Genomic DNA, 18946 nt, shown 5'->3' on the forward strand with positions numbered 1-18946 from the left:
TAGCATTTTTCTCATTCAATAAGAATTTTTGATTTATTTTGTGCTATCAATAGGATGCACAAAGATGCACATATCAATTTTTTTGAAAAAATTAAAATGATCAGATATAAAAAATCATCCATTTCTAGAAAACTGTAGATTATTATCTCATTTCAATAACGTTGATAAACTTACCAATTTAAATACCGTAAAATATTATGAGAAAAGTCTTCTGTTATTTTTTGTTTTGTCATTATCCAAATGTGAAGCAAAATATGACTGATTATATGTTTTTATGAATGCTGTCTGTGCATATTCCATGGTCTATGAAACCCTAGCGAAGACCAAATAATATCTCCACCTTTGGTCATCATAACGCTTCCTCGTGATAACAATTGTTGAGGTATAAATACTATTTTTGCCTTCTTGTAACAAGTTGGATTATGCATCACAAATGTCTGAATGAGAATATCTGCCTCTACACATTGATCTGTTTCTCTCTGTAAAACGATCACTTTTAATCCATTATCCAATAAAGATGTACATACATGATAATCACAAATAAATTGTCCGTGCAACGAAGGACCATATTTTGTTGGTTTAATCGTTTCATTCACACGAAATGACTTTTTCCATATGGATGTCGTGAACTTAGAAATATGGTAATGATCAATATATAATTTTTTATCATGAATAACGCCCACGAGGCGCATATTATCTGCTATAATCAGTTGTACAGGTGAATGCAATACACAAATAGAAATACCTGCCAAAATAAACAAACTAAAAAAGAGCCGGATGGGTGTTTTGCAAAAAGTCAGTCCAACCAAGCCTATACTCAATAAAACTAACGCTGATAACGGCATAAAACCAGGATTCAAATCAGGAGAAATAGCCTTGATAGCATGTGCAATCTTTATTACAAGATCAACTCCAAAACCCATAATTTGAAGAGGAAGCCATTCGAATCCTCCTAACATTGCAAGAACTGCGATTAATCCAAAGGGAATGACAAAAATTGAGATGACAGGCAAAGCAAAAGCATTACTGATAATGCTCAACGATGCCATATTAGAAAAATGATAAGCAGCATAAATTCCACTTGCACTCCCTGCAACAAAGGAAGAAGCACATGTTGAAAGCATCGATAAGAAAACAAAATTTATCACTCCTCCTCCAACATAAGAGGGAGTTGTTTTTCTTTTAAGAAAAAATGACCTTCCACTCCACCAATCAAAAAAAGCGATCAAAGCAGCAGTCGCAGAAAAAGACATTTGAAAGCTAGGACCTAATATTTCATGGGGTGTCATCGCTAGAGTTATCAACCCTGCAATGGAAAAATTACGCATTGTTATAGCAGAGCGATTACACAATATAGCAACCAACATAACAGCAATCATCACAAAACTTCTTTGCGCTGATATTGCTAAGCCCGACAATAACAAATAAAAAGCTGTTATCATAAAAGCAACGATAGCAGCAAATTTTTTACTGGAATAATAGGAAGAAAAAACTGGAAAAAATGCTAAAAAACTACGGATACTCAAAAGAACTATGCCGCTTAACAACGCCATATGTAAACCTGATATTGATAAAATATGAGCTAATCCAGCTGTACGTAATGCTTCATTTGTCTCATTTGAAATACCAGCACGCTGCCCTGTTATGAGGGCAGCTGCAACACTCCCCTTTTCTCCTTCAAGGGCTATACGGATTCTTTGTGTCATCTTCGTGCGTAAATTTTCAATTTTCTGTAGAATGATAGCGAATATTCCATCAGGCTGCGAAACGGATATTTTTCTTGGTTTTCCTAAATAAACGCCTTGTGCTCCAATTCTTTTAAAATAATTATGAAAACTAAAATCGTAGCCTCCTGGACGCACCGGCCCAGAGAATGCACGAATCTTAACTTTTCCATGCAATCCATCACCAATCGCTAAGCCAGATGGCAAATATCTTGCCGATAAACGAACACGATGAAGACTATGGCGTAATACGGGATTTTCTGTATTCAAAATATCCAAAACTAAACGAAATCCTCCTTTGGCACCTGACTCAATAGAAACAATTCTTCCCGTCAATGTAGTGACAATGTCACTGCTTAGCATGGGTGTTGCAATACGCCACGTTTCTATTTTTGCCGCTAAAGCACCCAATATAATACAAAACAGAAACCCCACGGGAATCGATATTTTTCGATAAAAACGTGCTACATAGAATATTCCCAGAAAAATACTGACCAACGCCCCCAATTGTCCCCAACTCGGTTCCCACTCTAAATGAAAATAGAAAATGATTCCTAGGGCAAAAAAGACTAAAATCAGCGAAAAAAGGATACCAAAAGAAACTTCTTTATTAATACAATCTTCTAACCATTTGCGAAAAAAAATGATTACTTCTTTTAAGAGTGTCAATAAAAAAAGTTTTTGTTGATTATAGCTACTGTTCTTTGCATCATCATACCTAGAAAAAACACTCTGCCCTATCTGACATGGCTTTTTTCTTTCTGTAACAGATTTTTCGGATAAACCCTCTTTACTTTTATAAAACATCAGTCCCCCACTTTAACTCGCAATACGGCTATTGCACGCCCCATCACTTATGCTAACATGACTTTTCTATAAAATTCCATAAGTAATATCTTAGTTTAAAGGAAAATATTCGTGTCTGTTATTACTCGTTTTGCCCCTTCACCCACTGGCTTCCTTCACATTGGTGGTGCTCGTACTGCTCTTTTTAATTGGCTTTATGCAAAACATACCGGTGGAAAAATGCTTTTACGAATTGAAGATACAGACCGAGAGCGTTCAACAGAAGCAGCTGTAAAAGCCATTATAGATGGCTTGCACTGGATGGGTCTTAGTTATGATGGCGCCCCTATTTCGCAATTCGAACGTGCAGAACGTCACCGCCAAATCGCTGAACAGTTGGTCAAGAATGGCAAAGCATATTATTGTTATGCTTCACCTGAGGAGTTAGCTGAAATGCGTGAAAAAGCCCGTTCAGAAGGGCGCCCACCACGTTATGATGGACGTTGGCGTGACCGTGATAGTTCTGAAGCTCCTAAAGATGTTAAGCCTGTTATTCGCATCAAAGCCCCTCAAGATGGAGAAACGATTGTACATGATCTTGTTCAAGGTGATGTCCGTTTTCCTAATAAAGATCTCGATGACTTCATTATTTTGCGTTCTGATGGTTCGCCTACCTATATGCATGCTGTTGTCGTTGATGATCATGATATGGGCATCACACATATTATACGTGGTGACGATCATCTTACCAACGCAGCCCGACAAACGATTATCTTTAAAGCAATGGGATGGGACATTCCTGTTATGGCCCATATTCCTCTTATCCATGGTGAAAACGGTGCAAAATTATCAAAGCGACATGGTGCGCTCGGTGTTGATGCCTACCGAACAATGGGATATCTTCCTGCTGCTTTGCGCAATTACCTTGTCCGTTTAGGTTGGAGTCATGGTGATGACGAACTGATGTCCCTTAAAGATATGATTTCTTGGTTTGATATTGAGGATATTAACAAAGGTGCTGCTCGTTTTGATCTCAAAAAGCTCGATTCCATCAACGGACACTATATGCGTATGAGTAATGATCAAGAACTTTTTGATGCCGCTCTTAATATTCTACCAGAAACCGATAGGGGAGCACAAATTATTGAAAGACTTGATGAAAAACGCCGTGTTCAATTTTTAAAAGCAATCCCGCATTTGAAAGAACGTTCAAAAACACTGTGCGAACTGATTGACAATGCCTCCTTCATTTTTACGCAACGACCTTTACAACTTGATGAAAAAGCTCAAATGCTCTTAGATAAAAATGGACGAACCATTTTAAACGATCTTTATCTTGCTCTGAAAGCGTGCCCCTCTTGGGATACAAAAACTCTAGATGAAACACTTCGCTCTTTTGTCCAAACACAGAATCTCAAATTTGGATCTATCGCCCAACCACTTCGCGCAGCTCTTACAGGATGTGCAACATCACCAGGTGTTTTGGATGTTCTTATTTTATTAGGACGCAATGAATCCCTTCATCGCATCAAGGACCAACTTATCACAACAATATACCCATGATGGACACTGAGTATATTTCCTCAAATAAGGGTCTATACAGATATCTCAACGTGCCCTAAAAGAGTTTTTTATGTTATATCATTGAAATACATTTCTTATTGAGTAATAATGATCAATAAGGAAATATTTTTAGATTGCATGTACTCACTTTTAGAGGCAATCTACCCTTAAATAAGTAAGAAAAGCTTCAGTTATACATCCCCCACTCTGATGAAGCAGAGTCTTAATTTTTAGAAGTGAAGGATCTGAAAGGAATACCGAATGTCTGAGAATAACGCATATATTATTGTGAATGATAAAAAAGTAGAGCTTCCCTTGCGTAAAGGCACGAGTGGACCTGAAGTCATTGAAATTGCTTCTCTCTATAAAAAAACCGATATTTTTACTTATGATCCTGGTTTTACTTCAACAGCTTCTTGTGAATCAAAAATTACTTATATCGATGGTGATAAAGGCATATTGCTTTATCGTGGTTATCCTATTGATCAATTGGCTGAAAAAGGAGACTTTCTCGAAAGTTGTTATCTTTTACTTTATGGTGAACTCCCAACACAGCAAGAAAAAAATGAATTTGATCGATGTATTATGCAGCATACCATGGTCCACGAACAATTTGCACGCTTCTTCCATGGCTTCCGTCGTGATTCTCATCCTATGGCCGTCATGGTTGCCTGCCTTGGCGCTATGTCTGCGTTCTATCACGACTCTATTGATATTACAGATCCTCACCAGAGAATGATTGCTTCTGTTCGTCTTATCTCAAAAGTTCCAACGCTTGCTGCTATGGCCTATAAATACAGTATTGGACAAGCATTTGTTTATCCACGTAATGATCTTAGTTATGCTGCAAATTTCCTCCATATGTGTTTTGCTGTTCCTTGTGAAGAATATAAAACAAACCCTGTGCTTGCTCGGGCGATGGATCAAATATTTACCCTTCATGCAGATCATGAACAAAATGCTTCTACATCTACGGTACGTCTTGCTGGATCCTCAGGTGCTAATCCGTTTGCCTGTATTGCAGCAGGTGTTGCATGCCTTTGGGGACCAGCACATGGTGGTGCCAATGAAGCATGCCTAAAAATGCTACAAGAAATAGGTTCTATTAAAAGAATTCCTGAATTTATTGCACGTGCAAAAGATAAAAATGATCCTTTCCGCCTTATGGGCTTTGGGCACCGTGTCTATAAAAATTATGATCCACGTGCAAAAATCATGCAAAAAACCTGTCATGAAGTTTTAAAAGAACTCAACATTCAAGATGACCCTCTTCTTGATATTGCAATAGAGCTTGAAAAAATTGCCTTAAGTGATGAATATTTTATTGAGAAAAAGCTTTATCCCAATGTTGATTTCTATTCCGGCATTACATTAAAAGCTCTAGGTTTTCCAACTGAAATGTTTACTGTCCTTTTTGCATTGGCGCGCAGTGTCGGGTGGGTGGCACAATGGAAAGAAATGATTGAAGACCCTGCACAAAAAATTGGTCGTCCTCGACAACTCTACACTGGCTATGCTATGCGTGACTATGTTCCTATAGATGAACGTGCAAATTAAAAAAAGAAATCAATAAAGCTTCAATTTACTGAAGCTTTATTGAGAGTAATCAAAAAACATCCTTTAAGAATTTTTATAAAACGTGATTTTAAAACTCTTTCTACAGAGATAACATCATCATAAAAATTTACTAAAAAATTCTAAGTTTTAGCTCTGTAAAGAAATTGAGAATACTCTTCTGCGAATTAGCCAAACATTTAGCAAAAAGAAATTGAAAAGTTTACCTTATAATCCTCATTATCTTTAATGAAAATGTATTCCCTATCATTCCCCCATGTTTAAAAGCCTTATTACATATTAAAATCTAGCAATGTCAGAATTTTTCTTTCTATCTTCTTCAGATAAAATTGCAAAAAGCTTACATTAAGTGCTTCTCTAATTAGAATAAAAACACTTTTACATTTTGTTCTGTTAAAAGCTGAAATTTTCTTTGTATTTAAGTTGATAGTTTTTCTTTTAAAGATAAATTATTGATTTTTAAATAAAATTATTAAAAATCACCCTATAATCAATAAGAGGTGACCTTCTTTCCTATATTTTTTATTCCTATACTTGATAAAAAGAATTTATTTTTTTGATAATGATATTCAGCATAATGATAGCAAAATGAACACAGATAAATTTTTTACATTGCTCCAAAAGAGCTTACAGATTATAAAAATTCATGATGGTTTCATATTTGCCAGCTTATCTAATAGGAGAACATAATGAAATTATTAGTAGGAGCTCTTATAATAAGCGCGACACTGTTTACCCTATCGGCCAATTCTCAAACGCTGAAAATTGCAAGCGATGCTTCTTATCCGCCATTTAGTTATATGGACTCAAATAACAAACTGCAAGGGTTTGATATTGATATATCTTATGCGCTTTGTAAAAAAATGAATGTTGAATGTACTATTGTCACACAAGACTTTGAGGGGATGATTCCCGGTCTTCTTGCCAAAAAATATGATGCTATCGTTTCTTCCCTTTCTCCTACAAAAGAGCGCTTACAAAAAATTGATTTTACAGATCCTTACTACAACACAGCACTCGCTGTTATCGTTACCAAAAGTTCGGAAATTAAAGAAATCTCAACACAAGCCTTTAGAGGTAAAAACCTTGGTGTACAATCAAATACAACACAAGCTGCATATGCGGAAGATCATTATGCCTCTGAAGGAGTTAATATCAAACTTTATCCTACAGCAACAGAAGTTAATCGTGATCTTTTAAGCCATCGGCTTGATATCATCATCTTTGATAAATTAAAAGCATTAAATTGGCTTGAAAATGAAGGAAAAGACTGCTGTCACCTCTTGGGAACTCTAGAAGAAACAAATTTTCCTATTGCAATTGCACTCCGTCAAAATAATAATGATCTTAAAAATAGTTTTAATAAAGCAATAGAAGAAATCCGCGCCGATGGAACCTATGAGAAAATTATGAGAAAATATTTTACTTTCGATATCAATTAGATAGCACTATGAATTAAAACTCAATCTGTATATTTAAGGAGTATTTTTTAAATCTTTATTGGACATGCAGATATAATTAGAAATTCGGCTTTTTTATAAGAAAATTTACATTTATCAAAATAACTTTTAATTGCTCCTTGAGAGCTAAACATTTTGTAGAATCTAATGACAACAATAAGGTTGTATTTTTATCGTATCAAAATCTAATTTTTTCTTTATGTTCAAATTTAATAGCCTTATTTTCAAAAAAAATCCGCAGTTTTGACTCATGAAATGATTCAAATCAAATATTTCGTGAAAATTAAGCTATCATACAAGCAATAAGATATTTATTCTTTTTTTATCAATAATGTCCAACATAATGATCTAAAATAAACATCAATAAATTTTTGAATTGCTCCCAAAAAGCTTACAGATTATAAAAACATAATGATTTCATATTGCCCGCTTATCCAATAGGAGAACATCATGAAACTATTAGCTGGAGCTCTTATAATAAGCGCTGCACTATTCACCCAATTGGCTGATGCGAAAACATTAAAAATTGCGAGTGAAGGCACCTATCCTCCCTTTAGTTATATTGACTCAAATAACAAACTGCAAGGATTTGATATTGATATATCTTACGCACTTTGTAAAAAAATGAATATTGAATGTACTATTGTCACACAAGACTTCGAGGGAATGATCCCTGGACTTATTGCAAAAAAATATGATGCTATCATTGCTTCCCTCTCTCTCACACAAGATCGCTTACAAAAAATTGACTTCACAGATCCTTACTACGATACAGCACTGGCTGTTATTGTTACCAAAGCTTCGGGAATTAAAGAAATCTCGACAAAAGATTTTAGAGGTAAAAATCTTGGTGTGCAATCCAATACAACACAAGCTTTCTATGCAGAAGATCATTATGCCTCTGAAGAGGTGAAAATAAAACTCTATCCTTCCACAATCGAAGTGAATCGTGATCTTTTAAATCATCGACTTGATGTGATTATTGTTGATAAATTACAAGCATTAAATTGGCTTAAAAATGAAGGAAAAGATTGCTGTTCCCTCCTAGGAACTCTAGAAGAAACAAGATTTCCTGTTGCAATTGCAGTCCGTCAAAATAATAATGATCTTAAAAATAAGCTCAATGAGGCGCTAAAAGAAATTCGTTTGGATGGAACTTATGAGAAAATTATGAGAAAATATTTTACAAGTGATGTTTATTAAATATCAATATGATATTTAAATGAAACCCGTTGGTTATTGCTAAAAAATATTATCTAACTCTTTCATGAGGAACACAAGAATGATTGAAAATTTAGCATTGCTATCATTTAGCAATGGGGGATGGGGAGCGGTTATACTTTCCAGTGCAGGAATGACATTGTCATTGGCGTTATGTTGTGGCCTTCTAGGATTTCCTCTAGGACTTCTCAATGCAGTAATGATTCGATCCAATATTAAGATAGCTAAAGCTCTAGCACGTCTCTTTTCAACGGTGTTTCGTGGATTACCAGAGCTTTTAACTCTGTTTTTAGTTTACTACGGATTACAAAGCCTTATTCAAAATTTATTTGACTATTTTAATTTTGAAATCATGTTCAGTATCAATGCTTTTGTTGCTGGTGTTCTTGCTCTTAGTATGGTTCTTGCAGCTTTTTCTTGTGAAGTTTGGCTTGGAGCATTTAATATTTTTGATAAAGGTCAATATGAAGCGGCTAAAGCTTTAGGTCTTTCGCGAACAACCACATTTTTTCGTATTGTCTTTCCTCAGCTCATCCGAAATGCCTTACCAGGACTTTCTAATAATTGGCTTACTTTACTGAAAGATACATCCCTTGTTTCTACAATCGCGCTTGTTGACCTCATGCGACAAACGAATTTAGCTGTCGCTGCTACCAATAAACCCATGCTATTTTATTTTATAGCATGCTTACTCTATTTGTTATTTTCAGCGTTTTTTACTGCAATCTTACGCCATTTGGAAACATACACTCAAATAGGCTATAAAAAGGTGCTAGGTCAATGATTCCTGAGTGGCTTTATTTCCTTTTTAATCCTGATCTTTTAAGCCATTATGGACCAAAATTTATTAATGGCTTTATTATTACTGTTGAGCTTGTTTCTATTTCTTGTTCTCTAGGTCTTTTTTTGGGTATGATTATCGCTTTTGCACGTCTATCAAAGAATACATTTTTACAATATTTTGCAAATGCTTATGTCTATTTTTTCCGCGGCTCTCCTTTATTAGCTCAACTCTTTCTTTTTTATTATGGGCTTGGTTCAATGAACAGTTTTTGGCAACAGGTGGGGCTATGGTGGTTTTTTCAAAACGCGTGGTATTGTTGTCTTTTTATTTTTACACTCAATTCTGCTGCCTACCAATCTGAGATCTTTAAAGGAAGTTTTCTATCCGTAACAACTGGACAACGCGAAGCATCAAAAGCTTTAGGTTTAAGCAACTCTGTCACATTTTTTAGAGTTATTCTTCCACAAGCAATGATTGTAGCATTACGCCCCCTAGGAAATGAGTTGATTTTAATGATTAAATCCAGTGCTGTTGCCTCACTTATTACTGTTTATGATTTAATGGGGGTTGCTAAACTCGCTTATTCACGGACTTTCGATTTTCAAGTTTACGTTTGGGCTGCTCTTATCTATCTCTTTATCGTTGAACTCATTCATCGTTTTATTGTTTTTATCGAGCAGCGCCTCACTCGACATTTACGGTAAATAAAATGATCATAAAAAACTTTACCAAACCAAAATGTTGAATTAATCAAGTTCTTCATCAATGAAAGAATAAAATAAGATGAATTTGAAAAATAATAAATCGATCTCTCCCAGTAAAAAACCAGTGATCTCTATTCGAAATCTAAATAAATGGTATGGAAACTTTCAGGTCCTACATGATATCAACTTTAATGTTCAAGCTGGTGAACATATCGTTATTTGTGGACCATCCGGATCAGGAAAATCAACGTTAATTCGTTGTATTAATCAATTAGAACAAGCACAAAAAGGTTCAATCTGTATCCATAACGTTGATATCCATACTGCACCTATACAACAGCAAAAAAATGTTCTTCGTAAGATAGGAATGGTCTTTCAGAACTTTAATTTATTTCCCCACATGAGCGTTATACAAAATTGTATTTTAGCACCTATGACAGTTCAGGGCCTTTCCAAACAACAAGCAAAAGAACGGGCAATTCGTTACTTAACGCATGTTGGTATTGAAAAACACTGTGAAAAATATCCTTTACAACTTTCTGGTGGGCAACAACAACGTGTTGCGATTGCCCGTGCACTTTGTATGGAACCCGAAGTCATGCTTTTTGATGAACCAACCTCTGCTCTTGATCCAGAAAGTGTGGGAGAAGTTTTGGAAGTGATGGCTCGATTGGCCGATACAGGGATCACAATGCTTTGTGTTACCCATGAAATGGGCTTCGCACGTAAAGTCTCAGAAAGAATACTCTTTCTAGAAAATGGAAAAATTGTTGAAGATACAGCCTCTGAAGAATTTTTTACCAATCCTAAAAGCCAACGTGCTTGTAATTTTCTTGCTAAAATTAAATATTAATCATTAAAATATTGCTTTATTTATACAATTTTATTCCTGCTTTTTAAAAGAGTGATAATTGTTTGTGCGCCAACAACCCCCGATGGTACTTCAGTTTTCATTTTCTGTTCTACCATCTCAAAGGAATCAAGTTGTGCCTGTCGCAATAAAGGATTAGCCAAAAGTTGTTCTACCTGTCTTGCTAACATGCCAGGACGGATTAATTCATTCAAATATTCCGAAACAATAGGCTTATCAGAAATAATATTTGGAAGAGCAGCACTCCATAACATCATTTTAGGAAAAATAAATATTTTAGAAAAGAAATCAAGTTTATAGCAAAGAACCATAGGAACTTTTGCTAAGGCTAATTCAAGTGAAACAGTTCCATGTGCAGCAAGAGCAACATCTGCTTGTGCAAAAGCACGCCATTTTTCATCTTCACCAACTACAATTTCTATCTTGCTTTTCCAGCCCTGCACAAAGTCCCAGATTCTATCTACCAAATGAGGTAAGGTTGGTAAAATAATACGTAAATGAGGAATACGTTGTACAAGAATCTCTACTGTTTCTCGAAAAATAGGCATTAAGGAACGAATTTCTGAATTGCGTGATCCTGGCAAAATAACTAATGTAGGCGATAATGTTTGTGTATCGATCAAATTTCTGTGTTCTAATTGGCTTTTTTTTTCTGACTGAACTCTCAAAAGGGGAGGATATGTCAAAAGACGATGTCCAACATAAGTCGTGGCAGGGCCTCCCAAATCTTGCATAATCTTTTCTTCAAAAGGAAAAACCGCTAAAACATGATCAACAAATCCACACATAGCTTTCGCACGCTCTGGCCTCCATGCCCAAACGGTCGGTGCAATATATTTAATGATAGGAATAGAAGGCGCTAAAGCACGTACCTTTTTTGCAATACGATGCGTGAAATCAGGACTATCAATAATAATTAAACAATCAGGTTGTTCTTGTGCAATAAATTTGGATAAATTGCGAATATGTAGCAACAACAATGGTAGTTTTTTCAACACCTCCTTTAAACCTATTAAAGCAATATCATGGGAATCAAAAAAGCTTTTTAAGCCTAATGCCTTTAAATGGCTCCCCCCAACACCAATCAAATGAATATTGCATCCTATCTGTTGTGATAAACAAGAAATTAGATCGGCCCCAAGTAAATCACCAGATTCCTCACCTGAAACCACTGCAATCTTTAAGAAACAATTATTCATGACCAAACTTTTCAAATGTCTCTATAAATAAAGAATATTTGTTGGCTTTTTCTATTGTTGTTTTCACTGATAATATTAGACTTCTATTTGCCTCCACCGCAACACCAGATAAACCACTCTTTGCAATATTCATTATTGTCGCGGGCCCAATTGATGGCAAATCAACGCGATTATCCTGTTGTGGTTTTGCGCATTTTACAAGAATGCCACCTTTAAGGGGAATTTGCCCTCTTTCTCGCATTTCACAAACACGCCACAACATATTATCAGTTCCCTCAGCGCCCTCTAGAGCAACCACCCTTCCTTGGACAACGACAACGGCTTGCCCGATATCTAATTGACCTAAAAGCTTTGCTGCTTCTACTGCTAAAAAAATATCTTTTTTCTCTTTTGGAGTAGCGCGCCGTACTGTTAAATTAAATTCTATGGGAGCTAAAAGATCTGGGACTATTTCGTGAGCACCGATAACACAAAAACCATGTGCTTCAATAACTCGTATAAAAGCTTTTAATAACGCATCGTCTCCCCTCTTCAAAGCTCCGATTAACTTAGGAAGAGCTAAAAATGTTGTCCAGTCCAGTCGCAATTGTTTAAGAAGTGGACGCTTTTTTACACCACCTGCCAAAACAACATTATATACACCAGCCTCTTTTAAAATTTTAACGAGTCGTGCTAACTCTACAATTGATAGCTCGCAATGCTCATAGCGATAAAGAACAGAATCTGCCTCACCATGCAAAAGCACAAGAAAAGGATTTTCTCCATTCTTCTCAAGAGTCTGCGCAACAGTAATCGGTAGAACACCATTTCCTGCTATAATAGCAGTACGGCCGGAAAGAAAACTTCTGGCTCCCCAAATAGGCATTTTTAATCCTTATGTTCTTTTATTCTAACACCTTCAAATTTTGGTGTACAATAAAAACGCTTTCCTTCTTCTTTAATAAAATTAACAACTTCAGAAACAGACTGAGAAGAAGAATAGAAAGAAGCAACATCACTGACACGCTCTTTAAATGGTTTGCTATGATCAAAAAGCATAGCAACCGCATGACGGAGTGCATGAATATCTTGACGCTCAAGTCCTGCACGCTTCATGCCAATAATATTGAGTCCAGCAAGTTTTGCCTGCACACCAACAGCTGTTCCATAAGGTATCAGATCACCAACCAGTGCAGATACGCCGCCGATAAATGCATGATGTCCAACACGAACAAATTGATGAACAGCAGCACCACCACCAATAATCACATAATCACCAATAGTAACATGACCAGCAATCATTGCGTTATTGGCAAATGTTACATGATTGCCTACATAACAATCGTGAGCGATATGCGCATAACAAAAAAATTGGCAATTATCACCAACAACTGTCATTCCTACACTCGAATCGGACCCCCTATGCATTGTTACACCTTCACGAATCGTACAATTCTTACCAATAAAAAGAGTTGTAGCCCCTCCTTTATGTTTATTATTTTGCGGATCTGCCCCCAAAACGGCATGAGAAAATACTTTACTCTTGGCTCCTAACGTTGTCTTTCCCATTATTACAACATGACTTGTCAAACTACATTCATCACCAATAACAGCCTCTGAACTAATATGGCAAAATGGTCCAACGCGTACATTCTCACCAAGCTGCGCTCCCTTCTCCACAAGAGCAGTTGGATGGATTTTTGTACCGGACATTTTTAAATTCCCATCAAATATCGTTTATTCTTCTTCGACAATCATTGCTGCAATTTCTGCTTCAGCGACGCGGACATCTTCTACTTTTGCAACACATGAAAAACGTCTCATACCAGATCTTTTTTTCAAAAGCTGAACATGAATCTTGAGCTGATCACCAGGCATAACCGGCTTACGAAATTTCGCATTATCAACCGTCATAAGGTAAACTAAATTTGTTTGCTTATTGCCTAAATTTAAAAGTGCTATTGCTCCTGCCGTTTGTGCCATAGCTTCTAAAATCAAAACTCCAGGCATAACAGGCTTTGAGGGAAAATGTCCCGTAAAATGTGGCTCGTTAATCGTTATATTTTTAATACCAATCGCTTCTTGTTCACCATCAATATCAACGATACGATCAATTAATAAAAATGGATAACGGTGCGGTAATATTGATAATAGCTTTTCAATATCGACAGCCTCTAAGTTTTTAGTTTTTTCATTGCTGATCATATCAGCGTTTCTCCTTTTTAACTTTTCCCATACTGCGCAACGCCGCTACTTCACGAAACCATTGTTTAAATGGTCGCGCTGGACTACCTCCCCATTTTTCGCCATCCGGAATGTCATTCATAACACCACTACGAGCAGCAATCTGAACAGATTTACCTATTATGATGTGATCAGCTACTCCCACACTTCCGCCAAGCTGAGACATATCCCCTATAGATGTACTTCCCGCAATGCCACATTGAGCGGCAATAAGACAATAGCGGCCAATTTTTACATTGTGGGCAATTTGTACAAGATTATCAATCTTGCTTCCTTCACCAATAACAGTATCTTGAAATGTTCCACGATCAATTGTCGTGTTCGCACCAACTTCTACACCATCCTCAATAATAACGCGACCAAGCTGTGGAATTTTCTCGATTCCAGAAACGCCCCCAACATAACCAAAACCATCTTGCCCAATGCAAACACCAGAATAAAGCTGAACCTTATCACCTATTATAGAACACTGAACTGTTACCTTAGGAGCAATATAGCAGTCACATCCAATACGGCAATTTTCACCGATAACAGCTGTGGATGAAATGAGAGTTCCTGCACCAATCTCAACATTTTTACCAATAACAGCTCCCGCTTCAATACACACATCATCTGCCAACTTAGCCGTTGGATGAATATGCGCATGCGATGAAATCCCCTTCTGCCCCAACCAAGGCATTGGCTTGACAGAATCTGGAAACAAAATACGACCAATCTGAGCAAAGTCACGCTGTGGTGTGGATGTCACCAAAATTGCCATAGTTTCGGGAACTTTAAAAACAATCTCATTCGTACACAAAACAGCAACAGCAGAACTGTCCAGTAAAGCATCAGAAAACTTCCGATGCTCTACAAAAACAAGCGAACCTTCCACAGCACTCTCAAGTGAAGAAAGAGTATTGATAACTTTATGAGAAAACTCTGGATTAAGAAGCTTTGCACCCGTCAACTCAGCAGCATTTGCAACTGTCAATCGTCGGGACGGCGTAAAAAAAAATGTATCCGCCATCAAAACACTTTCTCTCCCAGCTTAAGCTATTCTCTTCAAGTTTTTCCTTCTTAAAATCGCTCAAATCAGAACTTCGTAGAAATACCAAAGTTCAATTTTTGCAAACGATCACCTTCCTGCTTCGTTATTGGCCAAGCATAATCAAAACGCAAAGGACCAAACGGAGAATCCCACATCAAACTCACACCTGCAGATGAACGCCAAGCACTTTTGGTATTGGTAACAGACGGTTCACCCTTAAAAACGGCTTTATAATTATTGCCATAAAGCGTGGCAATATCCGCAAATAAAGCACCGCGCAACCCAAATCCTTCAGGCACGACAGGGATAGGGAACTGTACTTCAGCAGTCGCATTCATATATGTCGTTCCCCCCAAGAAATAAACCTCACCCTTACTGGAAACCTGACGCGGACCTATTCCATTATATTTGAACCCTCGAATCATATCAGAATTTACTTTAAACATATCGAAAATACGAACACCATCTCGGCCCATTCCGTGGATATAACCACCCCCAAAGGAAAGCAAACCAACGATATCCTTCTGGTCAGAAAGAGTCTTGTACATCATCGCCTTACCCGTGGTCTTCAAGAACTTTGCACTCCCACCAAGCCCTGCATATTCCTGAAGCAGATGCACGTACCACCCATCATGGGGGGATCTCATATCATCAATCGTATTATAGGTGAAACCATAACTAATTGATGAACGTTTCCAAGGGCTGTGTTTTGCAGCTTGAACAATCGCACCAGAATATTTCCCATATAATTCTATTATGTCACTCTCTTTGTCAAAATCATACTCTCCGCCAAAATCATATTCTTCCTGCACATAAGAATAAGCTACATTAGCAGATAATTGATTATTAATAGGTAACGAAAACCGCAGCGATCCACCTGTCTGCCGTACATCATAGGCTTTATCAGCACGATAAGTACTACGAAAAACATCAACACCAGCAGATAAACGATACCCTAAGAAATAAGGATCAACAAATGATAAATTATAATTACGAGATTTTTCTTGCCCCGCACCTAATCCTAAACGAACATATTGACCACGTCCCCCAAGATTACGTTCAGTAACAGAAACTTCAAGTGACATACCAGGACTTGTTCCCCCTGTTGTATACCCTCCAGAAAGAGAGAGATCTCCTGTTGAAGCTTCAACGACATCTATTACCAAAACAACTTGGTCAGATTGATCTGTAGGAACCATTGAAATATTAACGGCTTTGAAGAAACCTAAACTTTCTAGACGACGTTTTGCCCGCTGTAATAAAGTTTGATTGTAAGCATCTCCTTCGTTTAAATCAATCTCACGGCGAATGACGTAATCACGCGTTTTCTCATTGCCACGTATATCAATACGTTGAATATAAGCACGTGTTCCCTGTTCAATATTATATAAAATTGAAATTGTATGATTTGCTAAATTACGATTTCCCCGCGGTTCAACTTTAGCAAAAGCATAGCCAGAATCAGCAACTTTGTTATTAATAGTTGCAACAGACTGTTCAATATCTTCTGCACTATAAACATTACCTGGCTGGGTTTTAAGTATCCTTTTCACAGATTGAACGTCAATTCCATCAACATCACTTTCAACCTGAATATCGCTAATTTTATAGAGCGCACCCTCATCAAGAACGAAAGAAATTTTATACGTATTGCTTGCTGCATCAAAAGTTGCTTTAGAAGAGACTACACGAAAATCTGCATAACCACGGTTATAATAAAAGCGACGTAAAGCTTCTTCATCAACAGCGAGGCGCTCTTCACTGTAAACATCACCTCCCAACAACTTCGAAAAAATTCCTGAAGTTTTTGTTGAAATCACATCACGCAAACGGCGACTTCCAAAGACATTATTTCCCTTAAAAGTGATATCACCAATCTTTGTTTTTTTCCCTTCAACGACATTAAATACCACATTAACCCGCCCTTTTCCAAGGTTAATCGTTTGAACGTTAACAGTGATATTATTACGACCAAGAGTTTTATAAGCCTCACGAATTGTATTTATATCAGCAGAAAGCTTAGCAGAATTAAAAGGCTCATTCGGTTTTAAAGAAATAAACCGCTTAAGATCTGGGTCTTTAAAAGATTTATTTCCTTGAAACAATATTTGATTGACAACCTCATATTCTTTTACGAATACAACCAATTTATCACCCACCGGATTTATTTTAACATCATAAAATAAACCCAATTCGAAAAGGTTCTTCACAGCACTATCAACATCACCACTGGAAACACCTTGCCCAACCTTAATCCCCATATTGTCTCGAATCGCCTGAGAACTTACAAACTTATTCCCACGAACCTCAATAGAGCGGACTACAGACGCTTGTATTTCTCCGACCGCAGCAATTGACATAAAAACCGTTGTTGGGGCAATCATCCCCATCTTTAACACCAATACAGATGCTGCATTTAAAAACTTTGAATTCGTAGTCATTGGCTTTTTTACCTTACTCTCGTTCCTTGGACATGATGCCTTAAAAGCTAACTGCCATAACAACCTTTTTACAGCGAGACTTTTCATTCCTTAATTACTCATTATAATGTACAACGCCACAACATTTTGTAGACATGGTAAACAACCTTCAATTTGTTTTTGCTATTATTACTTAATTTATAAAGCGTTTTCCATAATTTAATTAGCTAAACCAACAAAAATAATCATTAAAAAAGACAAAGATCATAAAAAGGAGAAGAATGGAAAAACCTAAACGAAAAACGATTCCCTGAATTTTAGCAGATATTTTCCTCCCAGTAATGACCTCAATGACATGCAATAAAAGATGCCCACCGTCAAGCGGTAGAATCGGAAAAAGGTTAATAAGCCCAACACTTATTGAAAGAAAAGCTGCCAAATTCAACAAAGAGATAAAACCTGTCTCGCTCACTTTCCAAGCAATTTTAACGGTTTTAGAAGGTCCACTTAGCCGACAACGATCCTCTTTGCCTCCTATTAAACGACTCATAAAAAGAACGGTTTGAGTGGCGATAAACACAGTACGGTCTGACGCTTTTCTTACAGCTGTTACAAAACCATAGCGAATATGTTTTATATAAGTTGGATCTAAACGTGCAGGATTATTTAAATCAACAGGAACACCTACACCTATCATAGCACTTCGTGTTCGATTACCAAATCCATCATCTCGCTCAACGACTTTCGGGGTAATCATCGTTGTAAAGACTCGCCCCATGCGTTCTATTTTAAACTCTATGGGTTCTCTTCCGTGAAAAGCTACATAATTCATCAAATCTTCAAAGCTTTCAACCCGTCGTCCATCCATTTCAACAAAACGATCACCTAATTCCAAACCAGATTGAAGAGCAGGGCTATCTTTTACCAAAGAACCAACAACGGGCTCAATGGCTACACGACCATAGATAAAGAAAAAAAATGTTAGAATAACAACAGTAAAAAGGGCATTGAAGAAAGGACCGGCAAAAACAGTTGCTGCTTTTTTCCAAGCATGCGCACTAGCAAATGAACCATCAACAATCAGAGATGATTGGGATGATTCCGTATCGATTTTTTCCTCATCCCCAACAAATTTTACATAACCTCCTAAGGGGATAAGTGCTAAACGCCACTTCGTGCCATGCTTATCTGTATAACTCGCTATTTCTGGTCCAAATCCAAGCGAAAAAATTAACGCCTTAATACCACACCACCGACCAATGAGATAGTGCCCAAATTCGTGCACAAAAATGATAATCATAATGATGAAAAGAATACTCAAACTTCTTAAAAGAAAATCACCCATAGTGACGATATGATTTAAAAGTTCCAAACTATCTTCTCCCA

Annotated in this window: 15 protein-coding genes; 7 read left to right on the forward strand and 8 right to left on the reverse strand. The window is 36.9% G+C overall.

Annotation, left to right across the window (positions count from 1 at the left end; genetic code table 11):
- Positions 1-272: 272 nt before the first annotated feature.
- Entirely contained in the window at positions 273-2531 is a 2259-nt protein-coding gene (locus ACFINM_RS06285) for a ComEC/Rec2 family competence protein (RefSeq protein WP_375640924.1), read from the reverse strand.
- A 111-nt stretch (positions 2532-2642) separates the two neighbouring features.
- Here ACFINM_RS06285 and gltX point away from each other — a divergent pair, with 111 nt between their 5' ends.
- From gltX to ACFINM_RS06320, 7 genes are all read left to right on the forward strand, one after another.
- Positions 2643-4073 (forward strand): glutamate--tRNA ligase, encoded by a 1431-nt coding sequence (gene gltX / locus ACFINM_RS06290; RefSeq protein ID WP_375640925.1) that lies wholly within the window; start codon positions 2643-2645, stop codon positions 4071-4073.
- Between the two features lie 261 nt (positions 4074-4334).
- Positions 4335-5630, forward strand: coding sequence for a citrate synthase (gene gltA / locus ACFINM_RS06295; protein ID WP_375618359.1), 1296 nt, complete (start codon positions 4335-4337; stop codon positions 5628-5630).
- A gap of 707 nt (positions 5631-6337) precedes the next feature.
- Positions 6338-7090, forward strand: a complete 753-nt coding sequence (locus tag ACFINM_RS06300) for a transporter substrate-binding domain-containing protein (protein ID WP_375640926.1) — start codon at positions 6338-6340, stop codon at positions 7088-7090.
- 468 nt (positions 7091-7558) lie between these two features.
- A complete protein-coding gene (locus ACFINM_RS06305) occupies positions 7559-8311 on the forward strand; it encodes a transporter substrate-binding domain-containing protein (RefSeq protein ID WP_375630036.1) in 753 nt (250 codons plus the stop codon).
- A gap of 79 nt (positions 8312-8390) precedes the next feature.
- Entirely contained in the window at positions 8391-9113 is a 723-nt protein-coding gene (locus ACFINM_RS06310) for an ABC transporter permease (protein WP_375620789.1), read from the forward strand.
- Entirely contained in the window at positions 9110-9817 is a 708-nt protein-coding gene (locus tag ACFINM_RS06315) for an ABC transporter permease (RefSeq protein ID WP_375620788.1), read from the forward strand. Before ACFINM_RS06310 ends, ACFINM_RS06315 begins: the two co-directional genes overlap by 4 nt.
- A 79-nt stretch (positions 9818-9896) precedes the next feature.
- Positions 9897-10670: an amino acid ABC transporter ATP-binding protein gene (locus ACFINM_RS06320; protein WP_375620787.1), complete on the forward strand. Its 774-nt coding sequence runs from the start codon at positions 9897-9899 to the stop codon at positions 10668-10670.
- A gap of 20 nt (positions 10671-10690) precedes the next feature.
- Here the strand turns inward: ACFINM_RS06320 and lpxB are convergent, their stop codons facing one another.
- From lpxB to ACFINM_RS06355, 7 genes are all read right to left on the reverse strand, one after another.
- Positions 10691-11887, reverse strand: coding sequence for a lipid-A-disaccharide synthase (gene lpxB / locus ACFINM_RS06325; protein ID WP_375640927.1), 1197 nt, complete (start codon positions 11885-11887; stop codon positions 10691-10693).
- On the reverse strand, positions 11880-12752 hold the full coding sequence (locus ACFINM_RS06330) for an LpxI family protein (RefSeq protein WP_375629630.1): 873 nt from the start codon (positions 12750-12752) through the stop codon (positions 11880-11882). The genes lpxB and ACFINM_RS06330 overlap by 8 nt, the downstream gene beginning before the upstream one ends.
- Before the next feature lie 2 nt (positions 12753-12754).
- Positions 12755-13579 carry an acyl-ACP--UDP-N-acetylglucosamine O-acyltransferase gene (gene lpxA, locus ACFINM_RS06335; RefSeq protein WP_375609506.1) on the reverse strand — a complete coding sequence of 275 codons (825 nt, stop codon included), beginning with the start codon at positions 13577-13579 and terminating at the stop codon, positions 12755-12757.
- A gap of 24 nt (positions 13580-13603) precedes the next feature.
- A complete protein-coding gene (gene fabZ / locus ACFINM_RS06340; RefSeq protein WP_375620785.1) occupies positions 13604-14071 on the reverse strand; it encodes a 3-hydroxyacyl-ACP dehydratase FabZ in 468 nt (155 codons plus the stop codon).
- Position 14072: 1 nt separating this feature from the next.
- On the reverse strand, positions 14073-15119 hold the full coding sequence (lpxD, locus tag ACFINM_RS06345; RefSeq protein WP_375630039.1) for a UDP-3-O-(3-hydroxymyristoyl)glucosamine N-acyltransferase: 1047 nt from the start codon (positions 15117-15119) through the stop codon (positions 14073-14075).
- 65 nt (positions 15120-15184) lie between these two features.
- On the reverse strand, positions 15185-17581 hold the full coding sequence (bamA, locus tag ACFINM_RS06350; RefSeq protein ID WP_375630040.1) for an outer membrane protein assembly factor BamA: 2397 nt from the start codon (positions 17579-17581) through the stop codon (positions 15185-15187).
- Positions 17582-17783: 202 nt separating this feature from the next.
- Positions 17784-18932, reverse strand: coding sequence for an RIP metalloprotease (locus tag ACFINM_RS06355; protein ID WP_375613470.1), 1149 nt, complete (start codon positions 18930-18932; stop codon positions 17784-17786).
- Positions 18933-18946: the final 14 nt, after the last annotated feature.

This window comes from Bartonella sp. AA168HLJHH (assembly GCF_042197365.1).
Classification (GTDB): domain Bacteria; phylum Pseudomonadota; class Alphaproteobacteria; order Rhizobiales; family Rhizobiaceae; genus Bartonella.

Bases quoted from the DNA above. Each gene is read 5' to 3' on its own strand.
- ACFINM_RS06285 (WP_375640924.1), bottom strand. From the start codon at position 2,531: ATGTTTTATAAAAGTAAAGAGGGTTTATCCGAAAAATCTGTTACAGAA.
- gltA (WP_375618359.1), top strand. From the start codon at position 4,335: ATGTCTGAGAATAACGCATATATTATTGTGAATGATAAAAAAGTAGAG.
- ACFINM_RS06300 (WP_375640926.1), top strand. From the start codon at position 6,338: ATGAAATTATTAGTAGGAGCTCTTATAATAAGCGCGACACTGTTTACC.
- ACFINM_RS06305 (WP_375630036.1), top strand. From the start codon at position 7,559: ATGAAACTATTAGCTGGAGCTCTTATAATAAGCGCTGCACTATTCACC.
- ACFINM_RS06310 (WP_375620789.1), top strand. From the start codon at position 8,391: ATGATTGAAAATTTAGCATTGCTATCATTTAGCAATGGGGGATGGGGA.
- ACFINM_RS06315 (WP_375620788.1), top strand. From the start codon at position 9,110: ATGATTCCTGAGTGGCTTTATTTCCTTTTTAATCCTGATCTTTTAAGC.
- ACFINM_RS06320 (WP_375620787.1), top strand. From the start codon at position 9,897: ATGAATTTGAAAAATAATAAATCGATCTCTCCCAGTAAAAAACCAGTG.
- lpxB (WP_375640927.1), bottom strand. From the start codon at position 11,887: ATGAATAATTGTTTCTTAAAGATTGCAGTGGTTTCAGGTGAGGAATCT.
- ACFINM_RS06330 (WP_375629630.1), bottom strand. From the start codon at position 12,752: ATGCCTATTTGGGGAGCCAGAAGTTTTCTTTCCGGCCGTACTGCTATT.
- lpxA (WP_375609506.1), bottom strand. From the start codon at position 13,579: ATGTCCGGTACAAAAATCCATCCAACTGCTCTTGTGGAGAAGGGAGCG.
- fabZ (WP_375620785.1), bottom strand. From the start codon at position 14,071: ATGATCAGCAATGAAAAAACTAAAAACTTAGAGGCTGTCGATATTGAA.
- lpxD (WP_375630039.1), bottom strand. From the start codon at position 15,119: ATGGCGGATACATTTTTTTTTACGCCGTCCCGACGATTGACAGTTGCA.
- bamA (WP_375630040.1), bottom strand. From the start codon at position 17,581: ATGACTACGAATTCAAAGTTTTTAAATGCAGCATCTGTATTGGTGTTA.